The sequence below is a fragment of the Streptomyces sp. NPDC001606 genome (assembly GCF_053596835.1).
The window spans coordinates 124,807-149,456 of sequence record NZ_JBSFHC010000007.1; the positions used below are offsets into that span (position 1 = coordinate 124,807).

Annotated in this window: 19 protein-coding genes and 1 pseudogene; 4 read left to right on the plus strand and 16 right to left on the minus strand. The window is 72.6% G+C overall.

Annotation, left to right across the window (positions count from 1 at the left end):
* Nucleotides 1–6 precede the first annotated feature (6 nt).
* From ACWCV9_RS15855 to ACWCV9_RS15870, 4 genes are all read right to left on the minus strand, one after another.
* The gene (locus ACWCV9_RS15855) at nucleotides 7–4,149 is read right to left on the minus strand and encodes an nSTAND1 domain-containing NTPase (protein WP_450787087.1); all 4,143 of its coding nucleotides are present in this window, start codon (nucleotides 4,147–4,149) and stop codon (nucleotides 7–9) included.
* Nucleotides 4,150–4,153: 4 nt separating this feature from the next.
* Nucleotides 4,154–4,471 carry a CU044_2847 family protein gene (locus tag ACWCV9_RS15860; RefSeq protein ID WP_450787088.1) on the minus strand — a complete coding sequence of 106 codons (318 nt, stop codon included), beginning with the start codon at nucleotides 4,469–4,471 and terminating at the stop codon, nucleotides 4,154–4,156.
* A gap of 118 nt (nucleotides 4,472–4,589) precedes the next feature.
* Nucleotides 4,590–5,213, minus strand: coding sequence for a hypothetical protein (locus ACWCV9_RS15865; RefSeq protein WP_450787090.1), 624 nt, complete (start codon nucleotides 5,211–5,213; stop codon nucleotides 4,590–4,592).
* Nucleotides 5,214–5,294: 81 nt separating this feature from the next.
* Nucleotides 5,295–7,199 (minus strand): glycoside hydrolase family 3 protein, encoded by a 1,905-nt coding sequence (locus tag ACWCV9_RS15870; RefSeq protein WP_450787092.1) that lies wholly within the window; start codon nucleotides 7,197–7,199, stop codon nucleotides 5,295–5,297.
* Nucleotides 7,200–7,357: 158 nt separating this feature from the next.
* Between ACWCV9_RS15870 and aroA the strand changes: the two genes are divergently transcribed.
* A complete protein-coding gene (aroA, locus tag ACWCV9_RS15875) occupies nucleotides 7,358–8,584 on the plus strand; it encodes a 3-phosphoshikimate 1-carboxyvinyltransferase (protein ID WP_450787094.1) in 1,227 nt (408 codons plus the stop codon).
* Between the two features lie 41 nt (nucleotides 8,585–8,625).
* On the opposite strand, the gene ACWCV9_RS15880 is transcribed toward aroA, so the two are convergent.
* The 4 genes from ACWCV9_RS15880 to ACWCV9_RS15895 are packed head-to-tail and all read right to left on the minus strand — an operon-like array spanning nucleotide 8,626 to nucleotide 12,616.
* The gene (locus tag ACWCV9_RS15880; protein ID WP_450787363.1) at nucleotides 8,626–9,426 is read right to left on the minus strand and encodes a sugar phosphate isomerase/epimerase family protein; all 801 of its coding nucleotides are present in this window, start codon (nucleotides 9,424–9,426) and stop codon (nucleotides 8,626–8,628) included.
* 60 nt (nucleotides 9,427–9,486) lie between these two features.
* Complete coding sequence (locus ACWCV9_RS15885; RefSeq protein WP_450787096.1) at nucleotides 9,487–10,320, minus strand: sugar phosphate isomerase/epimerase family protein; 834 nt, start codon at nucleotides 10,318–10,320, stop codon at nucleotides 9,487–9,489.
* On the minus strand, nucleotides 10,317–11,468 hold the full coding sequence (locus ACWCV9_RS15890; RefSeq protein ID WP_450787098.1) for a dihydrodipicolinate synthase family protein: 1,152 nt from the start codon (nucleotides 11,466–11,468) through the stop codon (nucleotides 10,317–10,319). Before ACWCV9_RS15890 ends, ACWCV9_RS15885 begins: the two co-directional genes overlap by 4 nt.
* Complete coding sequence (locus ACWCV9_RS15895) at nucleotides 11,465–12,616, minus strand: Gfo/Idh/MocA family protein (RefSeq protein WP_450787100.1); 1,152 nt, start codon at nucleotides 12,614–12,616, stop codon at nucleotides 11,465–11,467. The genes ACWCV9_RS15890 and ACWCV9_RS15895 overlap by 4 nt, the downstream gene beginning before the upstream one ends.
* A gap of 237 nt (nucleotides 12,617–12,853) precedes the next feature.
* Between ACWCV9_RS15895 and ACWCV9_RS15900 the strand changes: the two genes are divergently transcribed.
* A complete protein-coding gene (locus ACWCV9_RS15900; RefSeq protein ID WP_450787102.1) occupies nucleotides 12,854–13,909 on the plus strand; it encodes a LacI family DNA-binding transcriptional regulator in 1,056 nt (351 codons plus the stop codon).
* Nucleotides 13,910–14,044: 135 nt separating this feature from the next.
* On the opposite strand, the gene rbsD is transcribed toward ACWCV9_RS15900, so the two are convergent.
* The 7 genes and pseudogenes from rbsD to ACWCV9_RS15935 form a co-directional block, all read right to left on the minus strand.
* Nucleotides 14,045–14,434 carry a D-ribose pyranase gene (gene rbsD, locus ACWCV9_RS15905; protein WP_450787104.1) on the minus strand — a complete coding sequence of 130 codons (390 nt, stop codon included), beginning with the start codon at nucleotides 14,432–14,434 and terminating at the stop codon, nucleotides 14,045–14,047.
* A complete protein-coding gene (locus tag ACWCV9_RS15910; RefSeq protein ID WP_450787106.1) occupies nucleotides 14,431–15,354 on the minus strand; it encodes a ribokinase in 924 nt (307 codons plus the stop codon). The genes rbsD and ACWCV9_RS15910 overlap by 4 nt, the downstream gene beginning before the upstream one ends.
* A gap of 94 nt (nucleotides 15,355–15,448) precedes the next feature.
* A complete protein-coding gene (locus ACWCV9_RS15915; RefSeq protein ID WP_450787108.1) occupies nucleotides 15,449–17,401 on the minus strand; it encodes an ABC transporter permease/substrate-binding protein in 1,953 nt (650 codons plus the stop codon).
* On the minus strand, nucleotides 17,391–18,923 hold the full coding sequence (locus ACWCV9_RS15920) for a sugar ABC transporter ATP-binding protein (protein ID WP_450787110.1): 1,533 nt from the start codon (nucleotides 18,921–18,923) through the stop codon (nucleotides 17,391–17,393). Before ACWCV9_RS15920 ends, ACWCV9_RS15915 begins: the two co-directional genes overlap by 11 nt.
* A complete protein-coding gene (locus ACWCV9_RS15925; RefSeq protein ID WP_450787112.1) occupies nucleotides 18,920–19,960 on the minus strand; it encodes a LacI family DNA-binding transcriptional regulator in 1,041 nt (346 codons plus the stop codon). Before ACWCV9_RS15925 ends, ACWCV9_RS15920 begins: the two co-directional genes overlap by 4 nt.
* 150 nt (nucleotides 19,961–20,110) lie before the next feature.
* Nucleotides 20,111–20,656 (minus strand): hypothetical protein, encoded by a 546-nt coding sequence (locus tag ACWCV9_RS15930; protein WP_450787113.1) that lies wholly within the window; start codon nucleotides 20,654–20,656, stop codon nucleotides 20,111–20,113.
* A 130-nt stretch (nucleotides 20,657–20,786) separates the two neighbouring features.
* Nucleotides 20,787–21,401: pseudogene (locus tag ACWCV9_RS15935) on the minus strand (hypothetical protein); the annotation flags it as partial.
* 53 nt (nucleotides 21,402–21,454) lie between these two features.
* Between ACWCV9_RS15935 and ACWCV9_RS15940 the strand changes: the two are divergent.
* A complete protein-coding gene (locus tag ACWCV9_RS15940; protein ID WP_450787114.1) occupies nucleotides 21,455–21,640 on the plus strand; it encodes a DUF397 domain-containing protein in 186 nt (61 codons plus the stop codon).
* A 38-nt stretch (nucleotides 21,641–21,678) separates the two neighbouring features.
* Here the strand turns inward: ACWCV9_RS15940 and ACWCV9_RS15945 are convergent, their stop codons facing one another.
* A complete protein-coding gene (locus tag ACWCV9_RS15945) occupies nucleotides 21,679–22,173 on the minus strand; it encodes a hypothetical protein (protein ID WP_450787116.1) in 495 nt (164 codons plus the stop codon).
* Between the two features lie 53 nt (nucleotides 22,174–22,226).
* On the opposite strand from ACWCV9_RS15945, the gene recD2 reads away from it, so the two are divergent.
* Nucleotides 22,227–24,497 (plus strand): SF1B family DNA helicase RecD2, encoded by a 2,271-nt coding sequence (gene recD2 / locus ACWCV9_RS15950; protein ID WP_450787118.1) that lies wholly within the window; start codon nucleotides 22,227–22,229, stop codon nucleotides 24,495–24,497.
* The last annotated feature ends 153 nt before the right edge of the window (nucleotides 24,498–24,650 follow it).

A 24,650-nucleotide genomic window follows, 5' to 3' on the forward strand; every position in this document is an offset into this window, starting at 1 on the left:
TGCCCGTCAGGGGTGGGTGGGGCAGACGTGGCCTACGTGGTAGCCACGCAGATACGTCGCACGCTCTTCCTGGGTGAGGTCGCGGCTGACGCCTCGGCACACGTCGCGGACTGCGGTGGACGGCTCAGGGAGCACGGTGTTCCACAGTCGTGTCGTATGGTCACCGCTGGCGGTGGCGAGGGTGCGGCCGTCCGGGCTGAAGGCCACCCCGCTCACCCAGTCGGTGTGCCCGAACAGGAAGATTCGTGGTGCGCCGGTCTTGACGTCCCAGAGGCGTGCGAAGGAGTCGGCGCTGCCGGTGGCGAGGGTACGGCCGTCGGGGCTGAAGGCCACTGCCATGACGTTGCCGGTGTGTCCCACCAGGGCGGTACGCATCTGACGGGTCGATGTGTCCCACAGCCGCACGGTGAAATCGTTGCTGGCGGAGGCGAGGGTGCGGCCGTCGGGGCTGAAGGCCACAGCCTCCACCACATCGCTGTGTCCGGTCAGTGTCGCGCGGCTCTGTCCGGTGGCGGTGTCCCACAGCCGTACGGTGGTGTCGTCGCTGCCGCTGGCGAGGGTGCGGCCGTCGGGGCTGAAGGCCACCGACTCCACGGTGTCCGTGTGTCCGTTCAGTGTCGCGCGGGTCTTTCCGGTGGCGGTGTCCCACAGCCGTACGGTGTTGTCGGCGCTGGCGGTGGCGACGGTGCCGCTGTCGGGGCTGAAGGCCACCGAGTTCAGCGTGTCGGTGTGTCCGGCCAGCTTTCTGAGGAACTTTCCAGTGGCGGTGTCCCACAGTCGGGCGGTGTTGTCGGCGCTGGCGGTGGCGAGGGTGTGGCCGTCGGGGCTGAAGGCCGCCGAGGTCACGGTGTCGGTGTGTCCGTTCAGTATCGCGCGGGTCTTTCCGGTGGCCATGTTCCACAGCCGCACCGTCTCGTCGTCGCTGCTGGTCGCGAGGGTGTGGCCGTCCGGACTGAATGCCACGGACCTCACCCAGTCGGTGTGCCCGGTCAAAATGGCACGGACCGCACTCGGGCCCAAGTCCCACAAGCGTGCCGTGCGGTCGGCGCTGGCGGTGGCGAGGGTTCGGCCATCGGGGCTGAAGACCGCGGCGTACACCACGCCGGTGTGTCCGACGAGTGTGGTGCGTAGCGCGCCGGTGGCCGGGTCCCATAGGCGTGTGGTGTGGTCGGCGCTGGTGGTGGCGAGGGTGCGGCCGTCGGGGCTGAACGCCACAGTCCACAAGGCATCGTTGAATCCGGTCAGTGTTCTGCCGGCCTGACCTGTACGGACGTCCCACAGGCGTGCTGTCTCGTCGGTGCTGGCGGTGGCGAGGGTGCGGCCGTCGGGGCTGAAGGCCACGGAGGTCACGGCGCCGGTGTGTCCGGTCAGTGTTCTGCTGTGCTTCCCGGTGGTGACGTCCCACAGGCGTGCCGTCTTGTCGTCACTGGCGGTGGCGAGGGTGTGGCCGTCGGGGCTGAAGGCGACCGACTCCACGGTTTCGGTGTGTCCGGTCATTGTTCTGCTGTGCTTCCCGGTGGTGACGTCCCACAGGCGTGCCGTCTTGTCGTCACTGGCGGTGGCCACGGACTGGCTGTCGGGGCTGAAGGCCACCCACTTCACTCCCTTGGTATGGCCATGAAGAGCGAGGCGGAAGGCTCCCGTGACGGGGTCCCAGAGGCGCACTGTCTTGTCAGCGCTGGCGGAGGCGAGGGTGCGGCCGTCGGGGCTGAAGGCCACCGAGTTCACGGTGTCGGTGTGTCCGGTCAGCTTTCTGAGCGTCTTTCCGGTGCTCACATCCCAGAGGCGCACCGTCTCGTCGGCGCTGGCGGTGGCGATGCTGCGGCCGTTCGGGCTGAACGCCACTGCGGTCACTTCATCGGCGTGGCCGGTGAAGTGCCTGTTGTGCGGGAGAGTCGCAGCCGTCTGCAGGAGCGCTTTGGCCAATGGCGTCGGGTGCGTGCGGTACGCCTCGATGGCCAGCAGGGAGGCCAGTTCCGGCTTGGATCCGAGGAGTGTGGTGGCCTGCGTGACGAGCCGCTGCGACAGCGCCTCCTCCCGCGCCCCGACGGACCCGCGCCACTGCAACACCGCCACCACCCCCGCGAGCAACGCAACCACCAGCACCCCCGCCAGAATCGCGTTCAGCCGCCTGCTCCTCCTGATCACCGCCTGCTGATGCTGCCTGCTGGCCGCGAGGTACTCCGAGATCTCCGCCGGCAGATGCCGGCGCCGCTGCCAGTCCAGGCCCTCCGCGAGGGCCGTTCCGCCGAGCAGGTCGCCGGGGTTGCGCTGCTCGGCCCAGGCGGCGCGTCGCTCCCGGGCGCGTTCGAGCCACTCCTGGAAGCGGCGGTCCTGGTCCACCCACCTGCGCAGCGCACCCCAGTCCCGGATGAGCGCCTCGTGGGTCAGTTCGGCCACCGCTTCCCCGGGCGGCGCGCCGGGGGCCTGCGCGGTGGGCAGTGTCTGGGTGGTGATGATGCGGTGCCGGGTCAGCACGGAGAGGACGTCGTTCACGGCCCGCTGCTCCGCGTCGGGCGCCCTGCCCGGGTCGGCCGCCAGGGCCCGCAGCTCGTCGAGCGGCACCTGGGTGCGTACCGCGCTGACATGGTGGCTGGGGTCGGTCGGGCGCACCAGCGAGGTGAGCGCGCGGCGGGCGATCGACTGCTGCTCGGGGGACAACTCGGCGAGGGCTTCGTCGCACCAGGTGGTCAGGGAGCCGCTCACCGCCCCGATGCGCTGGTACGCCTCATGGGTGAGGAAGCCGTTCTCCCGCCGCAGCCACAGCTGGCTGAGGGCCATCTCCAGCAGGGGCAGCACGGTGACCGGCGCCTGGGACGTCACCGTCGCCTCGGGGCTGATCGCCAGGACGTCGCCGATGATCTGTTCCGGCAGGCCCGGCTGGAAGCGCAGCCCGACGTCCCGGGCGGGCAGCGTGATGATGTCGTGCAGGTCCTGCCGGCTGAGGGTGCCCGGCACATTGAGCAGCCCCGGCATCGCGGCCTCGAGCAACTGCGGGGCGAGGGCCGCGAGGTGCGGGTAGAAGTCGTCCCGCATGATCAGGATGACGGTGAGCTTGGTGTAGGCGTCGGCGAGCGTGGTGATCTCGTCGATGACCGCCCGCAGCCGGCCGTTGCCGCTCTGCACCAGGAGTTCCTCCAGCTGGTCGATGACCAGCAGCACCCGGTGGTGCTCGCCCTCGGCGGCGAGTCTGCGGTTGGCGGCCGCCGCGATGCCCTCGGTCGCCGCCCCGGGCAGCCCCGCACTCTCGATCTCGGCCGGCAGGTCGTGCCGGGGCCGGGCCAGCACCGGCAGCCACCGGTCGCTGCCCGGCACCGCGCCCTCCGCCAGCGCCGGCAGCACGCCCGCCTGGACCAGTGAGGACTTGCCGGAGCCGGAGGGGCCGAGGAGGAGGGTGAGGCGGCGTTGCGCGGCGAGGTTCGCCAGGACCTGCCGGACCGCGTCGCCGCGCCCCTGGAACCAGCGCGTGTGCTCCGCGGTGAACGGTTCCAGCCCCCGGTACGGGCACACCGCGCGCTCCGCCAGTTCCGGCATCACCCGCCGGAGCGTTTCCGCCGGGGTGACATAGGCGATGCCCTGGCCCCGGTCGAATGGGTCCGGGGCGGTGATCCCGGTGAGCATGCCGATGACGAGGCCGGTCCGCTCGTCGAGGACCGGGCCGCCGCTGAAACCGGTGGTCAGGTCGTTCGCGCCGGTCAGCTGGAGCACCGTACCGACGTCCTCGGACACCGGCAGCAGATTTCCCGCGATGCCGGAGCCGAAGTGGCCGCCGCGGAACGCCTGGCTCGGGAAACCGTAGGAGACCACCTCGTGCCCCTGGCAGCCTGCCGCGGAGCCCAGCGCCACCGTGCGGGTGCCCGGCACCGGCCCGGCCAGCCGGACCACGGCGATGTCCTCCGCCGAAGGGGCGCGCCAGAGTTCCTCCAGGACCAGCCCGGTCACCACCCCCGCGCTGGGCACGTGCGGGAACGCCATCCGCACCGCCTCGCCGGGTCCGCTCCCCGCGGCCTCGACGACATGCGCGCAGCTGATTAGCGTGTCCTCGGCCACCAGGAAGCCCGCACCCGCCACCCGCCCGTCGGCGGCCAGCAGCTGCGCCACCGCGGCGGGCAGGTCCGCGGAGCTGCCGATCTCGCTTCCCGCGCTCATGGCGTCACGCGTCTCCGTTGAACCAGATCACGGTGACGCGGAGGTGGCACCCGGCCTCCCCCTTGGTGATCATCGCGCCGGCCGCCACCGACAGGTCCACACCGAACTGGAGCCTGATCTCGTCGGGCCGGGCCCTGCGCAGCTGTTCCAGCGCCCCCTGGGCCGCGTCCGTGACCGGCTCCAGCGCGGACTGGAGGGTGCCCGGCAGCTCCTGTACGGCGTCGCCGAACCGCCCGGCCTTCACCGGGCCCTCCACCCCGGGCGGTGCCTCGAAGAGCACGTAGCCCCCGCCTTCCAGCGGAATCCGGGTCACGGATGCCACGATGCCGCCTCCTCCACGTCCACGGGCGTGCCGACTCCGGCCAGCATCACCGACCCCGGCATATGCCGCAGTCGGGAGTGCGCCGTACGGCCGTACCTCAGCGTCGTACAGCCGTACCTCACAGGCGGCGCGCGCAGCCCACCGGGTTCCGGCCGCCCAGCTGGACGTACAGGACCGTCGTCGCGGGGCACGCGGAGCGGTCCGGTACCGCACGGGTGATCCGGTACTGGGGCCGCTGCCGGCCCGTGCCGTCGCAGGCGGTCTCCCGGACCTGGCCCGCGCCGGAGGTGTAGACGCAGTCGCCGGGGACGGTGCGCGGCCCGCCCCCGCCGCCCGGGTCGCCGGGGTGCGGGGGCTCCAGGGCGCGCATGCAGGCGTAGCCCGGCGGGACGGCGGCGTCGCCGGTGCCCCGCTGCGCGCCGATGTGCAGCACGTAGTCGGTGGCCTGCGGGCACAGCGGGCCGTCGGCGGCGGCGCCCTCGTAGCGGGCGAGGACCCGGGCCGCGGCCCGCTCGCTGGTGCAGGGCACCTCGGTGACGTCGGCCGTGCCGAAGGAGCTGCACGCTCCGACGCCCAGGAACACGCCGCCGGGTCCGCCGGCCGCGCCCGGGGCCGGGCGGGCGCTGCCCACCGGGGCGTCCGCCGGCCCCCGGCAGCCGGTCAGCAGCCAGGCGGCGAGTACGACGGCGAGCACGGCCGCGAGCACGGCCGGGAGTACGGTCGTCCGTACGGCACCCCTCATCGAAAGACCCCCCGCCCAGCGTGACCCCTGGCCGCGCGGCCACGCCAGCACTGCGGGCGGCTTTCCCCCTGTCGGGTGGGGTCAGCCCTGGTGCGTTGCGTACGACGGGTACGTCAGCCCGTGCCCGATCGGGTACAGCACCTGCGCGGGATCGTCCGCCCGGACCACCGGCACCGGCAGCTTCCCGCGCGGCGCGACCTGTCCGGCGATCACCCGTGCGGCGGCCCGCAGTTCCGTGTCCGTCCAGCAGTAGCTGGCCAAGTAACCCTTCACTTCGGGGAGTTGGGCCACGTCGTAGGGGTTGCGGACGGCGAGCGCCGCCACCGGCCGTCCGGTGCCGAGGAGTTGCCGTACCAGGGTCCGCTGAGTGCTGCCCGCCGTCACGTTGTACGTCGCGACGACCACCGCGTCCGCGTCCCGCGCGGCGGCGACCGCCTGGGCGATCACCGCGTCCGTGGGCGCGGTGCCGGTGGGGTGGGCCGTGGCGGTGAAGCCCAGCCCGGTGAGGGCGGCGGCGAGGACCGCGGTGGGCGGCCCGGTGGTGCCGGACGGGGAGGCGGGATCGGCGCCCACGACCAGGATCCGGCGTGCGGTGCGGGGCGTGAAGGGCAGCATGCCGTCCTCGTTGACCAGCAGGGTCGTGGTCCGTTCGGCGATCCGGTCGGCGGCGGCCCGGTGGGACGCGATGCCCACCGTGCGGTCGACCTCGGCCCGGGTGGTGTAGGGCCGGTCCAGAAGCCCGAGGCGGGCCTTGAGCCGCAGAATGCGCAGGATCGATTCATCGAGGCGGGACTCGGTCAGCTCGCCGCCCCGGACCGCCGCCAGTACGGCATGCCAGGCCACGTCGAGCGAGGGCGGGTTGAGCAACTGGTCGACGCCGGCCTTCAGGGCGAGCACCGGCACCCGGTCGTCGCCGTACTTGGTGCGCACCCCCTCCATGCCGAGCGAGTCGGTGATCACCACGCCGTCGTAGCCGAGTTCACCGCGCAGGATGCCGCTGAGGATCGCCGGAGAGAGGGTGGCCGGGTCGCCGGAGTCGTCCAGGGCCGGGAACTGGATGTGCGCCGTCATGATCGAGTCGATGCCCGCCGCGATCGCGGCCCGGAACGGCACGGCGTCCAGCTTCTCCCACAGCTCCCGGCTGTGCGTGATGACGGGGAAGCCGGTGTGGCTGTCCACGGCGGTGTCGCCGTGGCCCGGGAAGTGCTTGGCGGTCGCCGCCACACCGGACGCCTGGTAGCCCCGCACCTCGGCCGCCACCAGCTCCGCCACCGCGTCCGGGTCGGCGCCGAAGGAGCGCACCCCGATGATCGGGTTGGCCGGGTTGACGTTGACGTCGGCGTCGGGGGAGTAGTCCTGGTTGACGCCCATCGCGCGCAGCTCGGCCCCGGAGATCCGGCCGAGGGTGCGGGCGTCGGCCCGGGAGCCCCCGGCGCCCACGGCCATCGCGCCGGGGAACAGCGTGGCGGGCGCGCCGATCCGGCAGACGGCGCCGTGCTCCTGGTCGGTGGCGATGAGCACCGGCAGACCGCGCGGCTGCTCCAGGGACGCCCGCTGGATGCCGTTGGACAGGTCGGCGATCTGGTGCGGGTCGCGGGTGTTGTGGGCCCAGGTGAAGTAGATGATGCCGCCGACCCGGTAGCGCGCGATCAGCTCGGCGGCGGTGCGGACGCCGATCTCCTTGAGGTTGGCGTCGATGTCGGCCTGGTCGGGGGCGGTGGCGGAGTGGCCGTAGACCCGCATCACGAAGAGCTGGCCGACCTTCTCCTCCAGCGTCATGCGGGAGATCAGGGCGCGCAGCCGGCGGTCGTCGGCGGGGCCGGAGTCGCTTGGGGCGGCGGCGGCCGGCAGGGCGAGGGCGGAGGTGAGGCCGGCGGTGAGGCTCGCGGTGGCGGCGAGCACGGACCGTCTGGACGGCCCCGCACTGTCTCCCGCGTTTCCCGCGTTTCCCGCGCTTCCCGTGTTTCCCGTGCTGGTGTCGGGCACGTGCGCTCCTTCCAGAGGAGAACCGCTGAAGGAAACTTCCGAGGGGTCAGCAATAGCCGGGAAGTTTCTTTCCGTCAAGGGACTGCACAGTAACCCGGAACCGGTCCAGCCCCTGGAACGCGGCACCGGGTGCCGGACCGACCGGCCATGATTCCGCCATGCCCCCAGTCGACATCCCCGGTTCCAAGTCCATCACCGCCCGCGCCCTCTTCCTCGCGGCCGCCGCCGACGGCGTCAGCACCCTGGTCCGGCCGCTGCGCTCCGACGACACCGAGGGCTTCGCCGAGGGCCTGACCCGGCTCGGCTACCGGGTGGGCCGTACCCCGGACGCCTGGCAGGTGGACGGCCGTCCCACCGGGCCTGCCCGTGCCGAGGCCGAGGTGTACTGCCGGGACGGCGCCACCACCGCCCGCTTCCTGCCCGCCCTGGCCGCCACCGGACACGGCACCTACCGCTTCGACGCCTCCCCGCAGATGCGCCGCCGCCCCCTCGGCCCGCTCACCCGCGCCCTGCGCGACCTGGGCGTCGACCTGCGGCACGAGGAGGCCGAGGGCCACCATCCGCTCACCGTCCGGGCGGCCGGGGTCGAGGGCGGCGAGGTCACGCTGGACGCGGGGCTGTCCTCCCAGTACCTGACCGCGCTGCTGCTGCTCGGCCCGCTGACCCGCCGCGGCCTGCGCATCCGGGTCACCGACCTGGTGTCGGCGCCGTACGTGGAGATCACGCTGGCGATGATGCGGGCGTTCGGCGTGGACGTCGTACGCGACGGGGACGTGTACGACGTCCCGCCCGGCGGCTACCGGGCCACCACCTACGCCATCGAGCCGGACGCCTCCACCGCCGGCTACTTCTTCGCCGCGGCGGCCGTCACCCCGGGCCGCGAGGTGACCGTGCCCGGCCTCGGCGCCGGCGCCCTCCAGGGCGACCTGCGCTTCGTCGACGTACTGCGCCGGATGGGCGCGCAGGTCACGGTGGCCGAGGACCGCACGACCGTCCGCGGCACCGGCACACTGCGCGGCCTCACCGTGAACATGCGCGACATCTCCGACACCATGCCGACCCTGGCCGCGATCGCGCCGTTCGCCGACGGCCCCGTCCGCATCGAGGACGTCGGCAACACCCGGGTGAAGGAGTGCGACCGCCTGGAGGCCTGCGCGGAGAACCTGCGGCGCCTCGGCGTCCCCGTGTCCACCGGCTCCGACTGGATCGAGATCCGGCCCGGCACGCCCGCGCCCGGCACCCCCATCAAGACCTTCGGCGACCACCGCATCGTGATGTCCTTCGCGGTGACCGCCCTGCACACCCCCGGCCTGTCGTACGACGACCCCGGCTGCGTCCGCAAAACCTTCCCGGGATTCCATGAGGCATTCGGCGCGCTGCGGTAGCTCAGTGCGGAACGAGGTGTGCGGCGCTCTGCGGCAACCGTTCAGGCCGCCTCGGCCAGCAGCCGTGCCAGGTGCTCACGCCCCGCCCGCAGCAGCCCGCCGAGCGGGGCGGCACCTTCGTACCACCGCTTCTCGTACTCCCAGCACAGCCACCCGTCCCACCCCTGCCGGGACAGCACGTCCACGCACTCGGCCAGCGGCAGCACCCCCGCGCCGAGCGGCAGCGGAGTCGTGTCCTCGGCCGAGGCGATGTCCTTGACCTGGACATAGCCCAGGTGCGGGGCGAGCGCCGCATACGTCTCGGCCGGCTGCTCGCCGCCCAGCCAGCTGTGCATCACGTCCCACAGCGCGCCCACCTGCCGGTGCCCGACCGGCCCGAGCACCCGGATCGCCTCCGCGCCGGTGCGGTGCGAGTCGTGCGTCTCCAGCAGGATCCGGACGCCGAGCGCGGCGGCGTCCTCGGCGGCGGTGCCGAGCCGCCGCGCGGCGATCGCGTCGGACTCCTCCCGGGGGTGGCCGGGGTCGGCGCCGGGGAAGACCCGGACGAAGGGCGCGCCGAGGTCATGGGCCAGCCGGAGCAGCTGCGAGATCTCGTCCAGCACCGGGCCGTCCTCGCCGGGCGCGGCGACCCGCGCGTATCCGGCGACCCCCAGCAGCTCCACCCCGGCACCGCGGAACAGGGCCGCGGTCTCGGCCCGGGCGGCGGGGGAGAGCCCCGGATGGACCGGCTCCTCGGGGTGGGCGCGCAGTTCGACGCCGTGATAGCCGTGCGTGGCGGCGAGCCCCAGGACCTCCGGAACGGGCAGACCGGGCACGCCGAGAGTGGAGAAGGCCAGCTTCATGGTCATGGAAGGTACCCCGCCTGGGGCCGGGGATGCGCGACGCCGGCCGACACCTCGGCGTCACTCGCCCGCGTACCGCAGGAACCGCTCCGCCGTCTCCGCCAGGACCTCGCGGCCGTCCCGGGCCCACAGCGCGTCGTTGAAGAGTTCGACCTCGATCGGGCCGGTGAAGCCGGCGGCCTCCACGTGGCCCCGCCACTGCCGCAGGTCGATCGAGCCGTCGCCGAGCTGGCCCCGGCCGTTGAGCACGCCCTCGGGCAACGGGGTGGTCCAGTCGGCGAGCTGGAAGGCGTGGATACGGCCGCCGGCGCCGGCCCGGGCGATCTGGGCGGGGGCCGTGTCGTCCCACCAGACGTGGTACGTGTCCACCGCCACGCCCACCTGCCGGGCCGGGAAGCGTTCCGCGAGGTCCAGGGCCTGGGCCAGGGTGGAGACCACGCAGCGGTCGGCGGCGTACATCGGGTGCAGCACCTCGAGGGCGAGGCGTACGCCGTACTGCTCGGCGTACGGGCCCAGTTCGGCGAGGGCGTCGGCGACGCGCTCGCGCGCGCCGGGCAGGTCCCGGGAGCCCGCGGGCAGGCCGCCGGAGACCAGGACCAGGGTGTCGGTGCCGAGGGTCGCCGCCTCCTCGATCGCCCGCCGGTTGTCGGCCAGGGCCGCGGCCCGAGCCTCCGGGTCGATCTGGGTGAAGAAGCCGCCGCGGCACAGGGTCGTCACCGTCAGGCCCGCCTCACGGACCAGCTTGGCCGCCGCCTCCAGGCCGTACGACCGGACCGGCTCGCGCCACAGGCCGACCTGGGTGACGCCCGATGCGTTGCAGGCGTCGGCCAGTTCGGGCAGGGACAGCTGCTTCACCGTCATCTGGTTGATGGAGAAGCGTTCGAGACCGGTCACTGGGCCACTCCGTACAGGGCGAGCAGGGTCTTCATCCGCTCCTCGGCCAGCTTCGGGTCCGGGAACAGGCCCAGTGTGTCGGCGAGTTCGTAGGCGCGGGTGAGGTGCGGCAGGGAGCGGGCCGACTGGAGGCCGCCCACCATGGTGAAGTGTTCCTGGTGGCCCGCGAGCCAGGCGAGGAACACCACGCCGGTCTTGTAGAAGCGGGTCGGGGCCTGGAAGAGGTGGCGGGAGAGTGCGACCGTGGGGTCCAGGAGGGCGCGGAAGCCCGCCACGTCGCCGGTGTCCAGCACCCGTACCGCCTCGGCCGCGAGCGGCCCGAGCGGGTCGAAGACGCCCAGCAGGGCGTGGCTGAAGCCGTGGCCGTCGCCCGCGATCAGCTCGGGGTAGTGGAAGTCGTCGCCGGTGTAGCAGCGGACGCCGTGCGGCAGACGGCGGCGCAGGTCGATCTCGCGCTCCGCGTCCAGCAGGGAGATCTTGACGCCGTCGACCTTGTCGGGGTGGGCGGCGATCACCTCCAGGAAGGTGCCGGTGGCCGCGTCCAGGTCCGCCGAGCCCCAGTAGCCCTCCAGGGCCGGGTCGAACATCGGGCCCAGCCAGTGCAGGACCACCGGCTGCGCGGACTGGCGCAGGAGGTGGCCGTAGAGGTCGAGGTAGTCCTGGGGGCGGGAAGCGGCTGCGGCCAGGGCGCGGGAGGCCATCAGGATCGGCTGGGCGCCCGCCTCCTCCACGACGGCCAGCTGCTCCTCGTAGGCCGCGCGGATCTCGGGGAGGGTGCCGGCGGTGAGCTGGTCGGTGCCGACGCCGCAGGCGATCCGGCCGCCGACCGCCTTCGCCTCGGCGGCGCTGCGCCGGATCAGCTCGGCGGCGCCCGCCCAGTCCAGGCCCATCCCGCGCTGGGCGGTGTCCATCGCCTCGGCGACGCCGAGTCCGTGGGACCACAGATGGCGGCGGAAGGCGAGGGTCACGTCCCAGTCGACGGCGGCCGGGGAGTCGGGCGAGACGTCCGCCCGGGGGTCGGCGACGACATGGGCCGCGGCGAAGACCGTACGGGAGGTGAAGGGGGCGCCGGGCGCGGTCGGCAGGGGCTCGGCGCGGGGTTCGTAGGTGCGCAGGGTGCCGTCGGGGGCGGGCAGTCGGATGGTCACAGCGAGATCTCCGGTACGTCGATACGACGGCCCTCCGCGGAGGACTTCAGCCCCAGCTCGGCGAGCTGCACGCCGCGGGCGCCGGCCAGCAGGTCCCAGTGGTACGGGGTGTCGGCGTAAACATGCTTCAGGAACAGCTCCCACTGCGCCTTGAACCCGTTGTCGAACTCCTGGTTGTCGGGGACCTCCTGCCACTGGTCGCGGAAGACCTCGGTGGCCGGGATGTCCGGGTTCCAGACCGGCTTGGGGGTCGCGGAGCGGTGCTGGACGCGGCAGGTGCGCAGACCGGCCACCGCCGAGCCCTCGGTGCCGTCGACCTGGAACTCGACCAGTTCGTCGCGGTGGACGCGGACCGCCCAGGAGGAGTTGATCTGGGCGACGGCGCCGCCCTCCAGCTCGAAGATGCCGTAGGCGGCGTCGTCGGCGGTGGCGTCGTACGGCTTGCCCTGCTCGTCCCAGCGCTGCGGGATGTGCGTGGTGGCCAGCGCCTGTACGGACGTCACGCGGCCGAACAGCTCGTGCAGCACGTATTCCCAGTGCGGGAACATGTCGACGACGATGCCGCCGCCGTCCTCGGCGCGGTAGTTCCAGGAGGGGCGCTGGGCGGCCTGCCAGTCGCCCTCGAAGACCCAGTAGCCGAACTCGCCCCGGACGGAGAGGATGCGGCCGAAGAAGCCGCCGTCGATCAGCCGCTTCAGCTTCAGCAGGCCCGGCAGGAAGATCTTGTCCTGCACCACGCCGTGCTTGATGCCCTTCTGCCGCGCCAGGCGGGCGAGTTCCAGCGCGCCCGCCAGCCCGGTCGCCGTCGGCTTCTCGGTGTAGATGTGCTTGCCGGCCGCGACGGCCTTCCTGATCGCCGCTTCGCGGGCGGCGGTGACCTGTGCGTCGAAGTAGATGTCGACGGTGTCGTCGGCGAGGACCGCGTCCAGGTCGGTCGAGAGGTGCTCCAGGCCGTGCCGGTCGGCGATGTCCCGCAGGGCCTGCTCGCGGCGGCCGAGCAGGATGGGCTCGGGCCACAGCACGGTGCCGTCGCCGAGATCGAGGCCGCCCTGCTCGCGCAGGGCCAGGATGGACCGGACGAGGTGCTGGCGGTAGCCCATGCGCCCGGTCACGCCGTTCATGGCGATCCGCACCGTCTTGCGTGTCACGTCAGTTCCCTTCGGCGAGCCGGTACCGCAGTACGGCATGCAGCAAGCGCTTTCTATACTCCCCGAAGCTAGCCCCTGGACACGGTCTCTACAAGACCGTGTCCCCTTCGAGTTGTTCGAGGGGGCGAACAACGCGGGGTCATGGCCTTAAGGTCTGCTGGAAGATCTGCTCGGAACCAGGAGCAGCGCCTGGCTGTCTACGAGGGCGTACGACATATGCGCGACCGGAGGACGACGATGACGGTGACCCTGGCGGACGTGGCGGCCCGCGCCCAGGTCTCGCCCGCGACGGTGTCGCGCGTGCTGAACGGCAACTACCCGGTGGCCGCCGCCACCCGCGACCGCGTGCTGCGGGCCGTGGACGAACTGGACTACGTCCTCAACGGCCCCGCCAGCGCCCTCGCGGCCGCCACCTCCGACCTGGTCGGCATCCTCGTCAACGACATCGCCGACCCCTTCTTCGGGATCATGGCGAGCGCCATCCAGGGCGAGATCGGGGGCGTCGGGGGCGGCCGCGCGGGCGGCGAGCGGCTCGCGGTCGTCTGCAACACCGGCGGCTCCCCGGAGCGCGAGCTGACCTATCTGACCCTGCTGCAACGCCAGCGGGCCGCCGCGGTGGTGCTGACCGGCGGTGCCGTCGAGGACGCCTCGCACGCGGCGGCGGTCGCGGCGAAGGTGCGCAAGCTGGCGGACGCCGGGACCCGGGTGGTGCTGTGCGGGCGCCCGCCGGTGCCGGACACCGAGGCCGTCGCCCTCACCTTCGACAACCGCGGCGGCGCCCGCGCCCTCACCGACCACCTCATCCGCCTCGGCCACCGCCGCCTCGGCTACATCGCCGGCCCGGAGGAGCGCACCACGACCCGGCACCGCCTGGAGGGCCACCGCGACGCCCTGGCCGCCGCGGGCGTCGAGGAGGACCCGCGCTGGACGGTGCACGGCCGCTACGACCGCCGGTCCGGCTACGAGGCCACGCTGGAGCTGCTGCGCCGCGACCCCTCCCTGACCGCGATCGTCGCCGCGAACGACTCCGTCGCGCTGGGCGCGTGCGCGGCACTGCGCGACTCCGGGCTGCGGATCCCGGACGACGTCTCGGTGGCCGGCTTCGACGACCTGCCGTTCAGCATCGACGCGGTGCCGTCCCTGACGACGGTGCGGCTGCCCCTGGCGGAGGCGGGCGCCCGGGCGGGCCGCATCGCGATGGGCCGCGAGGAACCCCCGCCCGGCGGAATCGCCTCGGTGCGGGGGGAGTTGATGGTGCGGGGGGCGACGGGGGTGCCGCGGGCGAAGGGCTAGTCCGTACGCCCGAGGCCGGATGCGCCGGGCGGCCCGGCCGCGCCTGCCGGTACGGCCCACGCCGCGGACGTGGCGGAGCCTCACGGCCGGTTCGCCGAAGGGCGCACGGCCCCGGACCGGCCGCACTCCAACCCCTCAGAAAAACACCCCGCACCGCAGCAGCACATTCGCGTACGGCCGCGCCTCGCCCGTGCGGACCACCAGCCGGGCCTGCGCCGACAGTTCCTTCAGACGTTCGTGCGGGACCAGGGCCAGCTCGGGGAAGCGGCCGGTCAGCAGGGCTGCCGCCGCCGGATTGGCCGCCCGTATCTCCCGCGCCGCCGTGGCTCCCTCCACGACCAGCTCGGCCAGCAACCCGTCCAGGACCTCGGCGAAGGACGGGACCCCGGCGCGGAAGGCGAGGTCGACGACGCGCGGGCCGTCCGGGACCGGCATGCCCGCATCGCACACCAGCACCCCGTGCCCGTGCCCCAACTCGGCCAGCGCACCGGCCAGATGGCGGTTGAGGATGCCCCCCTTCCTCACCGCGCCCCGACCTCCGCGGCCAGACCCTCGACCTCCACGGCCGTCGGGTACGACTCCTGCGCGCCCCGCCGGGTCACCGCCACCGCCCCCACCCGGGCCGCGTAGGCCGCCGCCTCGGCGAGCGTGGCACCGGCGCCCAGCTTCCAGGCCAGCGCCGCCGTGAAGGCGTCGCCCGCCCCCGTGGTGTCCACCGCGTCCACCGTCACCGACGGCACCCGGGTCACCCCGGAGCCGTCGCACACCAGCGCCCCCTCGGCGCCCAGCGTCACCACCACCGAGCGCGGGCCCTTCGCCAGCAGCAGCCGCGCCCAGTCCGCGGGGTCCTCCCCGGCCGGGGCGTCGCCGAGGATCACCCGCGCCTCGTGCTCGTTGACGATCAGCGGGTCGCAGGCCGCCAGCACCTCGGCGGGCACCGCGCGCGGTGGCGAGGGGTTCAGCACGAAGCGGCTGTCCGGCGACAGGTTCCGCACCACCTCCACCACCGTCTCCAGCGGGATCTCCAGCTGCGCCGACACCACGCGCGCGGCATGGAACAGGCTCCCGGCCGCCCGTACGTCCCCGGGCGTCAGCCGGGAGTTGGCACCCGGGGACACCACGATGCTGTTGTCCCCGGACGGGTCGACGGTGATCAGCGCGACGCCCGTCGGGGCCCCGCCCACCAGCACGCCCACCGTGTCGACCCCGGCCGAGCGCAGCGAGTCGAGCAGCAGCCGGCCGTGGCCGTCGTCGCCGACCCGGGCCAGCAGCGCCGTACCCGCGCCGAGCCGGGCGGCCGCGACCGCCTGGTTGGCGCCCTTGCCGCCCGGGTGCACGGCGAGGTCACCGCCGAGCACGGTCTCGCCGGGGCCCGGCCGCCGCTCGACATCGATCACCAGGTCGGCGTTGGCCGAGCCCACGACCAGCAGGTCGTAGTCGTACATCAGTTGACTCCCCTGAGAGATGACTGCGAGCGGACGGCCGCCACCAGCGTGTACGGCCGTCCGCCCGTCCCCGTGACCGGCTATGTCCGCCGGGTCATCCGGTGAAACCGGCCACGTTGTCCTTCGTGACCACCTTCACCGGCACCTTCACCATCGGCTGCACCTTCTTGCCCTGGACCGCCTTCAGCGCGTTGTCCACGGCGATCCGGCCCAGCTGGGACGGCTGCTGGGCGACCGACGCGTACAGCGTGCCGTCCTTGACCGCCGTCAGCCCGTCCGGGGTGCCGTCGAATCCGACCACCTGCACCGACCGGCCGGCCTTGGCGCCGAGCGCCTTGATCGCGCCGAGGGCCATCTCGTCGTTGGCGGCGATGACGCCCTGCACGTCCGGGTGGGCCTGGAGCAGGTTCGACATCACGTCCAGCCCCTTGGTGCGGTCGAAGTCGGCGGGCTGTTCGGCCAGCACCCGGATGCCCGGGTAGGCCTTCAGCCCGGCGGCGAATCCCGCCGCCCGCTCCCGGGCCGCCGAGGTGCCCGCCTGGCCCTGGAGGATCACGATCCTGCCCTTGCCGCCCAGCTTCTCGGCGATCGTCCGGGCCGCCAGCTCACCGCCGGCCACGTTGTCGGAGGCCACCAGCGTGTCCACGGACGCCTTGTTGACGCCCCGGTCGACGGCGACGACCGGGATGTCCGCTCTGCCCGCGGCCTTGACCGAGTTGCTCGCCGCGTCCGAGTCGACGGGGTTGACGATGATCGCGCCCAGGCCCGAACTGGTGAAGTTCTGGAGCTGGTTGGCCTGCTGCGAGGCGTCGTTCTGGGCGTCGGTCACGGTCAGGTCGACGCCCAGCTTCCCGGCCTCGGCCTGCGCGCCCGCCCGGATCTGCACGAAGAACGGGTTGTTGAGGGTGGACAGCGACAGCCCCAGCCGCGGTGTGGCCGACGCCGGCGAACCGCTGTGCAGGAACGAGGTCGCCCCGACCACCGCCACGGTCACCACGGCCGCGAGCCCGTACGTCGCCGCCTGCCGGCCCTTGCTGCCGCCACCACCGCCGGTGGTCACCGGCGCCGCGCCCGCCTTGCGGCGGACCGTGTCCAGCAGCACCGCCAGCGCGATGACGACACCGATCACGACCTGCTGCCAGAACGCCGAGACGTCGAGCAGGTTGAGGCCGTTGCGCAGCACCGCCAGGATCAGCGCGCCGATCAGCGTGCCGGAGGCCTTGCCGGTGCCGCCGGCCAGCGAGGCACCGCCGATGACGACCGCGGCGATGGCGTCCAGCTCGTAGCCGTCGGCGGCCTGCGGCTGGGCCGAGGACAGCCGGGCGGCGAGGACGACACCGGCGACGGCGGCGAACAGGCCGGACAGCGCGTAGATGGCGAGCTTCTGCCGGCGCACCCGCAGACCGGACAGCCGCGCGGCCTCCTCGTTGCCGCCGATCGCGTACATCGAGCGTCCGATGTACGTCCGCCCCAGCACCAGCGCCGAGATCAGCCCCATCACCACCATGACCAGCACGGGCACCGGCAGCCAGCCGCCGAGGGTGTCACCGAGGTGCGAGACCGAGCCGGGCAGGGCGATGGGGGAGCCCTGCGAGATCACCAGGGACAGACCGCGGGCCACCGACAGCATCGCGAGCGTCGCGATGAACGGCGGCAGCTTGCCGTACGCGGTGAGGAAACCGTTCACCAGACCGGCCACCACACCCGTCGCGATCCCGAGCAGGACCGCCACCGGGACCGGCACCCCGTGCCGGCTGGCGCTCCACGCCAGCACGGTCGCCGACAGCGCGGCCACCGAGCCCACCGACAGATCGATGCCGGCCGAGACGATCACAAAGGTGACACCGAAGGCGAGGATCGCCGTGACGGCGGCCTGGACACCGATGTTGAGCAGGTTGTCGGTGGTCAGGAAGTCCCCGGACAGCGCCGACAGCGCGATGACGAGGACGATCAGCGCGGTGAGCGCGCCGTTGTCGAGGAGCAGCCGGCGCAGGGCCCCCGGGGCGCCACCCGCGCCCGTCGTGCTCTTGAGCGTGTCAGTGGCCACGGGTGGCCTCCCGTTCGGTAGTGGTTTCCGTGCTGGGTGTGCTGACGGCGAGGGACATCACCGCGTCCTGCGTGGCTTCCTCGGCCGACAGCTCGCCGGCGATCCGGCCCTGCGCCATCACCAGGACCCGGTCGCTCATGCCGAGCACCTCCGGCAGATCGCTGGAGATCATCAGTACGGCGGCACCGGCGGCCGTCAGCTCGTTGATCAGCTGGTAGATCTCGACCTTCGCGCCGACGTCGATACCGCGCGTCGGCTCGTCGAGGATCAGCACCCTGGTGTCGGCGAGCAGCCACTTGCCGATGACGACCTTCTGCTGGTTGCCGCCGGACAGGGTCCGCACCTGCTGCCCGAGGCCCGCCATCCGCACCCCGAGCTGCGCCGCGATCCGCTCGGCCGCCGTGCGCTGCGCCGCCCGGTCCACCAGCCCCGCCCGGGTCGCGGACCTCAGGGTGACAAGCCCCAGGTTCTCCTCCACGGAGGCGTCCAGGACCAGCCCCTGACCCTTGCGGTCCTCCGGGACGAGCCCGATCCCGGCCGCCATGGCGGCGTTCACGTCATGCCGCCTGAGCTGCGCCCCGGCGACCCGGACGACACCCCTGTCGTACGGATCGGCACCGAACACCGCCCGTACGACCTCGGTCCGCCCGGCTCCGACGAGCCCCGCGATGCCGACCACCTCACCGGCGTGCACCTCGAAGCCGACGTCGTGGAAGACGCCGTCGCGGCCGAGCCCTTCCACGCTCAGCAGCGGGGCACCCCGCTCGGCCCGCTGCCGCGGGTACTGCTGCTCGATGGACCGTCCCACCATCAGCCGTACGAGTTCGTCCTCGGGGGTGGAGGCGGGCACCTGCCCGACGCTCCTGCCGTCCCGGATGACGGTGACCCGGTCCCCCAGGGCGGCGATCTCCTCCAGGTGATGGGTGATGAAGACGATCCCCACGCCGTCCGCGCGCAGCGAGCGCACGATGGCGAAGAGCTTCTCCACCTCCTCCGAGGTGAGGACGGCGGTCGGCTCGTCCATGATGAGCACCCGCGCGTCCAGGCTGAGCGCCTTGGCGATCTCGACCATCTGGAGCCGCGCGATGCCGAGTTCCCGCACGCGCGCGCGGGGCGACACGTTCACCCCGACGCGGGCCAGGAGGGCCTCGGCGTCGGCCTCCATCCGCTTCCGGTCGATCATCCCGAACCGGCGCGGCTGCCGCCCGAGGAAGATGTTCTCGGCGACGGTCAGATCGGGAACGAGGTTGAACTCCTGGTAGATGGTGGCGATGCCGAGCCGCTCGGCGTCCTGCGCGCCATGGATGCGCACCTCCCGGCCGCCCGCCAGGATCCGCCCCTCGTCGGGTGTGTAGGCCCCGGAGAGCATCTTGATCAGGGTGCTCTTGCCGGCGCCGTTCTCACCGAGCAGCACATGGACCTCGCCCCGGCGCAGGGAGAAGTCGACGCCGTCGAGCGCGACCACGCCGGGGAAGGCCTTGCGGATGCCCTCGATGCGCAGCAACTCGTCCGGGTCGCTCACGACTGGCTCCTGTCTGTCACGGGGTTCTTGCCGGTGGTACGGCCGGATGGTTCGCCGCACGAGCGGCGTACGACGAGCCGGGCGGGCAGCGTGACGGACCGGGGGGTACGCCCCTCGATCCGGTCGACCAGGGCCCGTACGGCGGCCCGCCCCAGCTCACCGGTGGGCTGGGCGATCGCGGTGACCGGCGGATCGGTGTGCACGAACCACGGGATGTCGTCGAAGGCGGCCAGCGCGATGTCGTCCGGCACCCGCAGCCCGCGCGCGCGTACGGCGTCGAGCGCGCCGAGCGCCATGAGGTTGTCGGCGGCGAAGACGACCTCCGGCGGCTCGGCCAGGTCCAGGAACCCCTCCGTCACCCGCCGCCCGCTCTCGGCCTGGAAGTCCCCCTGCCCGATGTAGGCGTCGGGCAGGGCCAGTCCGTACGCGGCCATGGCCTCCCGGAACGCCTCGACACGCTCGCTGCCGGTGGTGGTGGCCGCCGGCCCGGCGATGATCGCCAGCCGCCGGTGCCCGAGCCCGTGCAGATGCGCCACGAGGTCCCGTACGGCCGCCTGCCCGTCGGCCCGTACGACGGGGACCTCCACGCCGGGGATCCACCGGTCCACGAAGACCATCGGGGTGCCGGCGCGCGCGGCGTCCAGCATCAGTGGCGAGCCCCCGTCGGTGGGGGAGACGAGCAGTCCGTCGATCCGCCGGTCGAGGAGGTTGCGTACGTGGTGGTCCTGGAGGTCCGGCCGCTCGTCGGCGTTTCCGATGATCACGCTGTACCCGAGGGCGCGGGCCTCCTCCTCGACGGAGCGGGCCAGCTCGGTGAAGTAAGGATTCAGCACGTCGCTGATCACCAGTCCGAGCGTATGGGTCTGGTCCGTGCGCAGAGACCGGGCGACGCCGTTCGGCCGGTACCCCAGGGCCTGCACGGCGGCCAGCACGCGCGTGCGTGCGTCCGCGCTGACCGACGGGTGCTCGTTCAGGACGCGCGAGACCGTCGCGACGGACACACCGGCCGCGGCGGCGACGTCCTTGATACTCGCCATCGAGCTCACCTCCTCGTGAGTTCGTGGAATCGATTACATCCCTGCTGTACGGAGGATTGGAATCGATTACACGGCAAGTAATCAAGCCCTCAACCACCACCCGCAACCGGATCGTGACCTCGGGTGCCTCCGGGCTCGGGGCCCGTGGGCTCAGCTGCCGGGCTGCGCGGAGCCGAGGGCACCCCGGTAGAAGGAGACGCGGATCCCGCCCCAGCGCGGGGCGCGCTGCCACAGCGCGGCGGCGTGCTCCTGTTCCCAGCGCGCGGTGGCCCTGGCCCGCAGCCACCCCGAGACGGCCACCGGCAGCAGCAGCACCGGGACCGTCACCTGGTGCGAAGTCAGTCCGATGGCCGTCATCCAGCCGCTCATCAGCACGGCGATCCAGACCGCGCTCCGGAACGCCGGCCGTGCCGCGGACTGCTGCCCGCCGGGCGCCTGGCCGGCGTGCTCGATCGGTGCCGCCTCTGCGTACTGGCGGCGCACACGGGTGGGCAGGCGGAGCGACAGCGGAACGAGGACGAGGGTCACGAGGGTGACGGCGACGGCTCCCGCGGCCAGCGCCTCGTCCTGCTGCGAGGTACCGACGAGCGCGCACAGCAGCCCCACGGACACCACGCTGGCCACCGCCGTGGTCGTCGCGAGAGCACGCTGGAACTCCGTGACTCTGACCAGCCCGCTGCCATCCATGCCGGCCATCAGGCCCTCCCTCTCCCCGCCCGGCCACACGCCCGGACCGAGGAGAGCCAACCCCGCCTGAATGCCCAGGTCAACAAGGGGTGGGTCATGAATTCCCAGACGTTGGCAATGATCGTTCCGGGGCGGCGGCCTACTGGTCGGCCTGGTTGGCGAAGAGGTGTGCGGCGTCCGTGGCGTGTAGGGCGCGCTGGGCCCAGAGTTCGAGCTGGTCGAGGTCGGTGCAGGTGGTGACGCGGTCGCGGACGGCGTCGGGGACGGGGATGCCGCGCCACTCCAGGATGCGGAGCGTCATCTCCTGACGTTCCTGGACGCGCCCCTGCTCCATCCCCTGCTCTCGCCCCTCTTCCCGCACCTGTTCCGCGAGGGGGTGTCGCCAGAAGTACTGGATCGCCGTCATCAGGTCCCTCCACATCTGCTTCGCCTGGGGGTCGGCCAGGCATGAGTCCACGAACTGCACGAAGACTGCGGCACTGTCGGGGTCGATGGTCCGCAGGGCGGATGCCAGGGCTTCCAGTATGGCCGGGGCCTGCGCGCCACGCCCGTGTGTCATCGCCGAGAGCACCGCTAGGGGGACATCGCGTTCGGCCTCCCGCTCGTCCGCGATGACGGGAACGTTGTCCGGGCCGAGCACCAGGGGTCGTACCGTCAGCGAGTGCCAGTCCCGGAAGCCGAACCGGATGGGCCGGGAGGCCCACTTGGCGGTCGTACTGCTCTGGGTGATGACGATGAGGACGGGCTTGAGCCGGATCGGTCGCGCGATCTCATCCGGAGGCTGGCGAAGGAGCTGTGAGGTACCCCATGACCCCCGAGAACTGGCGAAAGTCGTCCTACTCTTCCGGCGGCGACGGCGACGACTGCGTCGAAATAGCCACCACCCCCACCCACACATCCATCCGCGACTCGAAAGCCCCCGCCCGAGCCACCCTCACCTTCCCCCGCCCCGCCTTCACCACCTTCCTCGAAGCCCTGAAGAAGCAGCCGTAGGCCGAGGGAGCCGGAGCCGCACCCCTCGGCGTGCCGCCTCAGCCCCGCGCCAGGAACACCGCGGCGAGGGCGATCAGGACGGCCAGGGCGACGGCGCCGCCGAGGAGGCCGGCGATCTTGGCGGCCTTCGCGCTCGCGGGCCTCAGCTCGTGCCAGCCCAGCTCCCCGGCCGCGCCCCGGATCAGCCGGTGGCCGTCGGCGGACCGGAAGGTCTCCCAGCGGCCGGAGCCGTCCAGGGCCCGGCTCTTGGCGATGTAGACGCTGCGGCCGACGGACACGGACCTCTCCCGGCCCGCGCCGAACAGCCCCGACTCGCGCGCGGAGGTCCGGACGACGTCCGTCATCGTGAACGCCAGCTCCTGCGGGCGCAGTTCGACGCGGTAGGTGTGGGTCTGGCGGTCCGGGCCGGGGACGTCCGCCGTCAGCTCGAAGCCGGTCCCGGTCCGGTGCAGCCGGTACGGCGTGCCTGCCACGGCCGACGCGATGCGGGCGTGGAACTCCTCGGTCCGGTCTCGCCTGTTGGGTTCGTACACGAGTACGCACAGTAACAGTGCCCGCTGTCAGACCCCGCCGGTACCGTCGGATCATGTCCAATCAGGCGGGGAACCCCACGGCCGAGCGGCGGCTCGCCGTGCTCGAAGGCGTGCTGGAGCGGATCACGTACGCCAACGAGGAGAACGGCTACACGGTCGCCCGGGTCGACACCGGCAGAGGCGCGGGCGACCTCCTCACGGTCGTCGGTGCGCTGCTCGGCGCCCAGGTGGGGGAGTCGCTGCGGATGGAGGGCCGCTGGGGCTCGCACCCGCAGTACGGCAAACAGTTCCACGTCGAGAACTACACGACCCTGCTGCCCGCGACCGTCCAGGGCATCCGGCGCTATCTCGGGTCGGGGCTGGTCAAGGGCATCGGGCCGGTCTTCGCCGACCGGATCACGCAGCACTTCGGGCTGGACACGCTGCGGATCATCGAGGAGGAGCCGAAGCGGCTGATCGAGGTCCCGGGGCTCGGCCCGAAGCGGACGAAGAAGATCGCCGAGGCCTGGGAGGAACAGAAGGCGATCAAGGAGGTGATGCTCTTCCTCCAGACCGTCGAGGTGTCGACCTCCATCGCCGTACGGATCTACAAGAAGTACGGGGACGCGTCGATCTCCGTCGTCAGGGAGCACCCGTACCGGCTGGCCGCCGACGTCTGGGGCATCGGCTTCCTGACCGCCGACAAGATCGCCCAGTCGGTCGGCATCCCGCACGACAGCCCGGAGCGGGTCAAGGCCGGCCTTCAGTACGCGCTGTCCCAGTCCGCCGACCAGGGCCACTGCTTCCTGCCGGAGGAGCGGCTGATCGCCGACGCGGTGAAACTCCTCCAGGTGGACACCGGGCTGGTCATCGAGTGTCTCGCCGAGCTGGCCGAGCCCCCGGAGGAAGGGGCCGACCCGGGGGTCGTGCGGGAGAAGGTCCCCGGCCCGGAAGGGGATGCGGGGGAGCCGGTCACGGCCGTCTACCTCGTCCCCTTCCACCGCGCCGAGGTCTCCCTCTCGGCCCAGCTGCTGCGGCTCCTGAGGACCGGCGAGGACCGGATGCCGGGGTTCAGGGACGTGGACTGGGACAAGGCGCTCGGGTGGCTGAAGGGCCGTACCGGGGCCGATCTCGCCCCGGAGCAGGAGGCCGCGGTCAGGCTCGCGCTGACCGAGAAGGTGGCCGTGCTGACCGGCGGACCCGGCTGCGGCAAGTCCTTCACCGTGCGCTCGATCGTGGAGCTGGCCCGGGCCAAGCGGGCCAAGGTGCTGCTGGCCGCGCCGACCGGCCGGGCCGCCAAGCGGCTCGCCGAGCTGACCGGGGCCGAGGCGTCCACCGTGCACCGGCTGCTGGAGCTGAAGCCCGGCGGGGACGCGGCCTACGACCGGGACCGGCCGCTGGACGCCGACCTGGTGGTGGTGGACGAGGCGTCCATGCTGGATCTGCTGCTCGCCAACAAGCTGGTGAAGGCCGTACCGCCGGGGGCGCATCTGCTCTTCGTCGGCGATGTGGACCAGCTGCCCAGCGTGGGGGCCGGCGAGGTGCTGCGCGATCTGCTCGCCGAGGGCAGCCCGGTGCCCGCCGTCCGGCTCACCCGGGTGTTCCGGCAGGCCCAGCAGTCCGGCGTCGTCACCAACGCGCACCGGATCAACGCCGGGCAGCATCCGCTCACCGACGGCCTGAAGGACTTCTTCCTCTTCGTCGAGGACGACACGGAGGAGGCCGGGCGACTCGCGGTGGACGTGGCCGCGCGGCGAATTCCGGCCAGATTCGGGCTCGATCCGCGCCGGGACGTGCAGGTGCTCACGCCGATGCACCGGGGGCCGGCCGGGGCGGGCGCGCTCAACGGACTGTTGCAGCAGGCCATCACACCCGGACGGCCCGACCTGCCCGAGAAGCGGTTCGGCGGCCGGGTCTTCCGGACCGGCGACAAGGTGACGCAGATTCGCAACAATTACGAGAAAGGGAAGAACGGTGTCTTCAACGGCACCGTGGGCGTCGTCACCTCGCTCGACCCGGTCGACCAGCGCCTGACGGTGCTGACGGACGAGGACGAGGAGGTTCCGTACGAATTCGACGAACTGGACGAACTGGCCCATGCGTACGCGGTGACCATCCACCGCTCGCAGGGGAGTGAATATCCCGCGGTGGTGATTCCCGTCACCACCGGGGCATGGATGATGCTCCAGCGGAACCTCCTCTACACGGCGGTCACCCGGGCCAAGCGGCTGGTGGTCCTCGTCGGTTCACGCAAGGCGATCGGGCAGGCGGTGCGCACGGTGTCGGCCGGACGGCGCTGTACAGCGCTGGATTTCCGGCTCGGAGGGGCCGATCGCGAAAAATGATCGATCAAATGAGTCACGAAGGTCACAGAGCCCTTCCAGATGCCCCTCCGAGGGGGCAGGATGGGCAAGTTGGCGGCACTGAGTGCCGCCAATAGGCCCAATGGTCGACCCCGAGTGCACTCTCCTGAGCCAAATGGGGGATGGTAGAGACAG

What these genes read in the sequence shown, in the direction of transcription:
- ACWCV9_RS15880 (WP_450787363.1), bottom strand. Translation starts at nt 9,426, where the DNA reads ATGAAGCTGGCCTTCTCCACTCTCGGCGTGCCCGGTCTGCCCGTTCCG.
- ACWCV9_RS15900 (WP_450787102.1), top strand. Translation starts at nt 12,854, where the DNA reads ATGACGGTGACCCTGGCGGACGTGGCGGCCCGCGCCCAGGTCTCGCCC.
- ACWCV9_RS15910 (WP_450787106.1), bottom strand. Translation starts at nt 15,354, where the DNA reads ATGTACGACTACGACCTGCTGGTCGTGGGCTCGGCCAACGCCGACCTG.
- ACWCV9_RS15865 (WP_450787090.1), bottom strand. Translation starts at nt 5,213, where the DNA reads ATGAGGGGTGCCGTACGGACGACCGTACTCCCGGCCGTGCTCGCGGCC.
- ACWCV9_RS15855 (WP_450787087.1), bottom strand. Translation starts at nt 4,149, where the DNA reads ATGAGCGCGGGAAGCGAGATCGGCAGCTCCGCGGACCTGCCCGCCGCG.
- ACWCV9_RS15930 (WP_450787113.1), bottom strand. Translation starts at nt 20,656, where the DNA reads ATGGCCGGCATGGATGGCAGCGGGCTGGTCAGAGTCACGGAGTTCCAG.
- aroA (WP_450787094.1), top strand. Translation starts at nt 7,358, where the DNA reads ATGCCCCCAGTCGACATCCCCGGTTCCAAGTCCATCACCGCCCGCGCC.
- ACWCV9_RS15940 (WP_450787114.1), top strand. Translation starts at nt 21,455, where the DNA reads ATGACCCCCGAGAACTGGCGAAAGTCGTCCTACTCTTCCGGCGGCGAC.
- ACWCV9_RS15925 (WP_450787112.1), bottom strand. Translation starts at nt 19,960, where the DNA reads ATGGCGAGTATCAAGGACGTCGCCGCCGCGGCCGGTGTGTCCGTCGCG.
- recD2 (WP_450787118.1), top strand. Translation starts at nt 22,227, where the DNA reads ATGTCCAATCAGGCGGGGAACCCCACGGCCGAGCGGCGGCTCGCCGTG.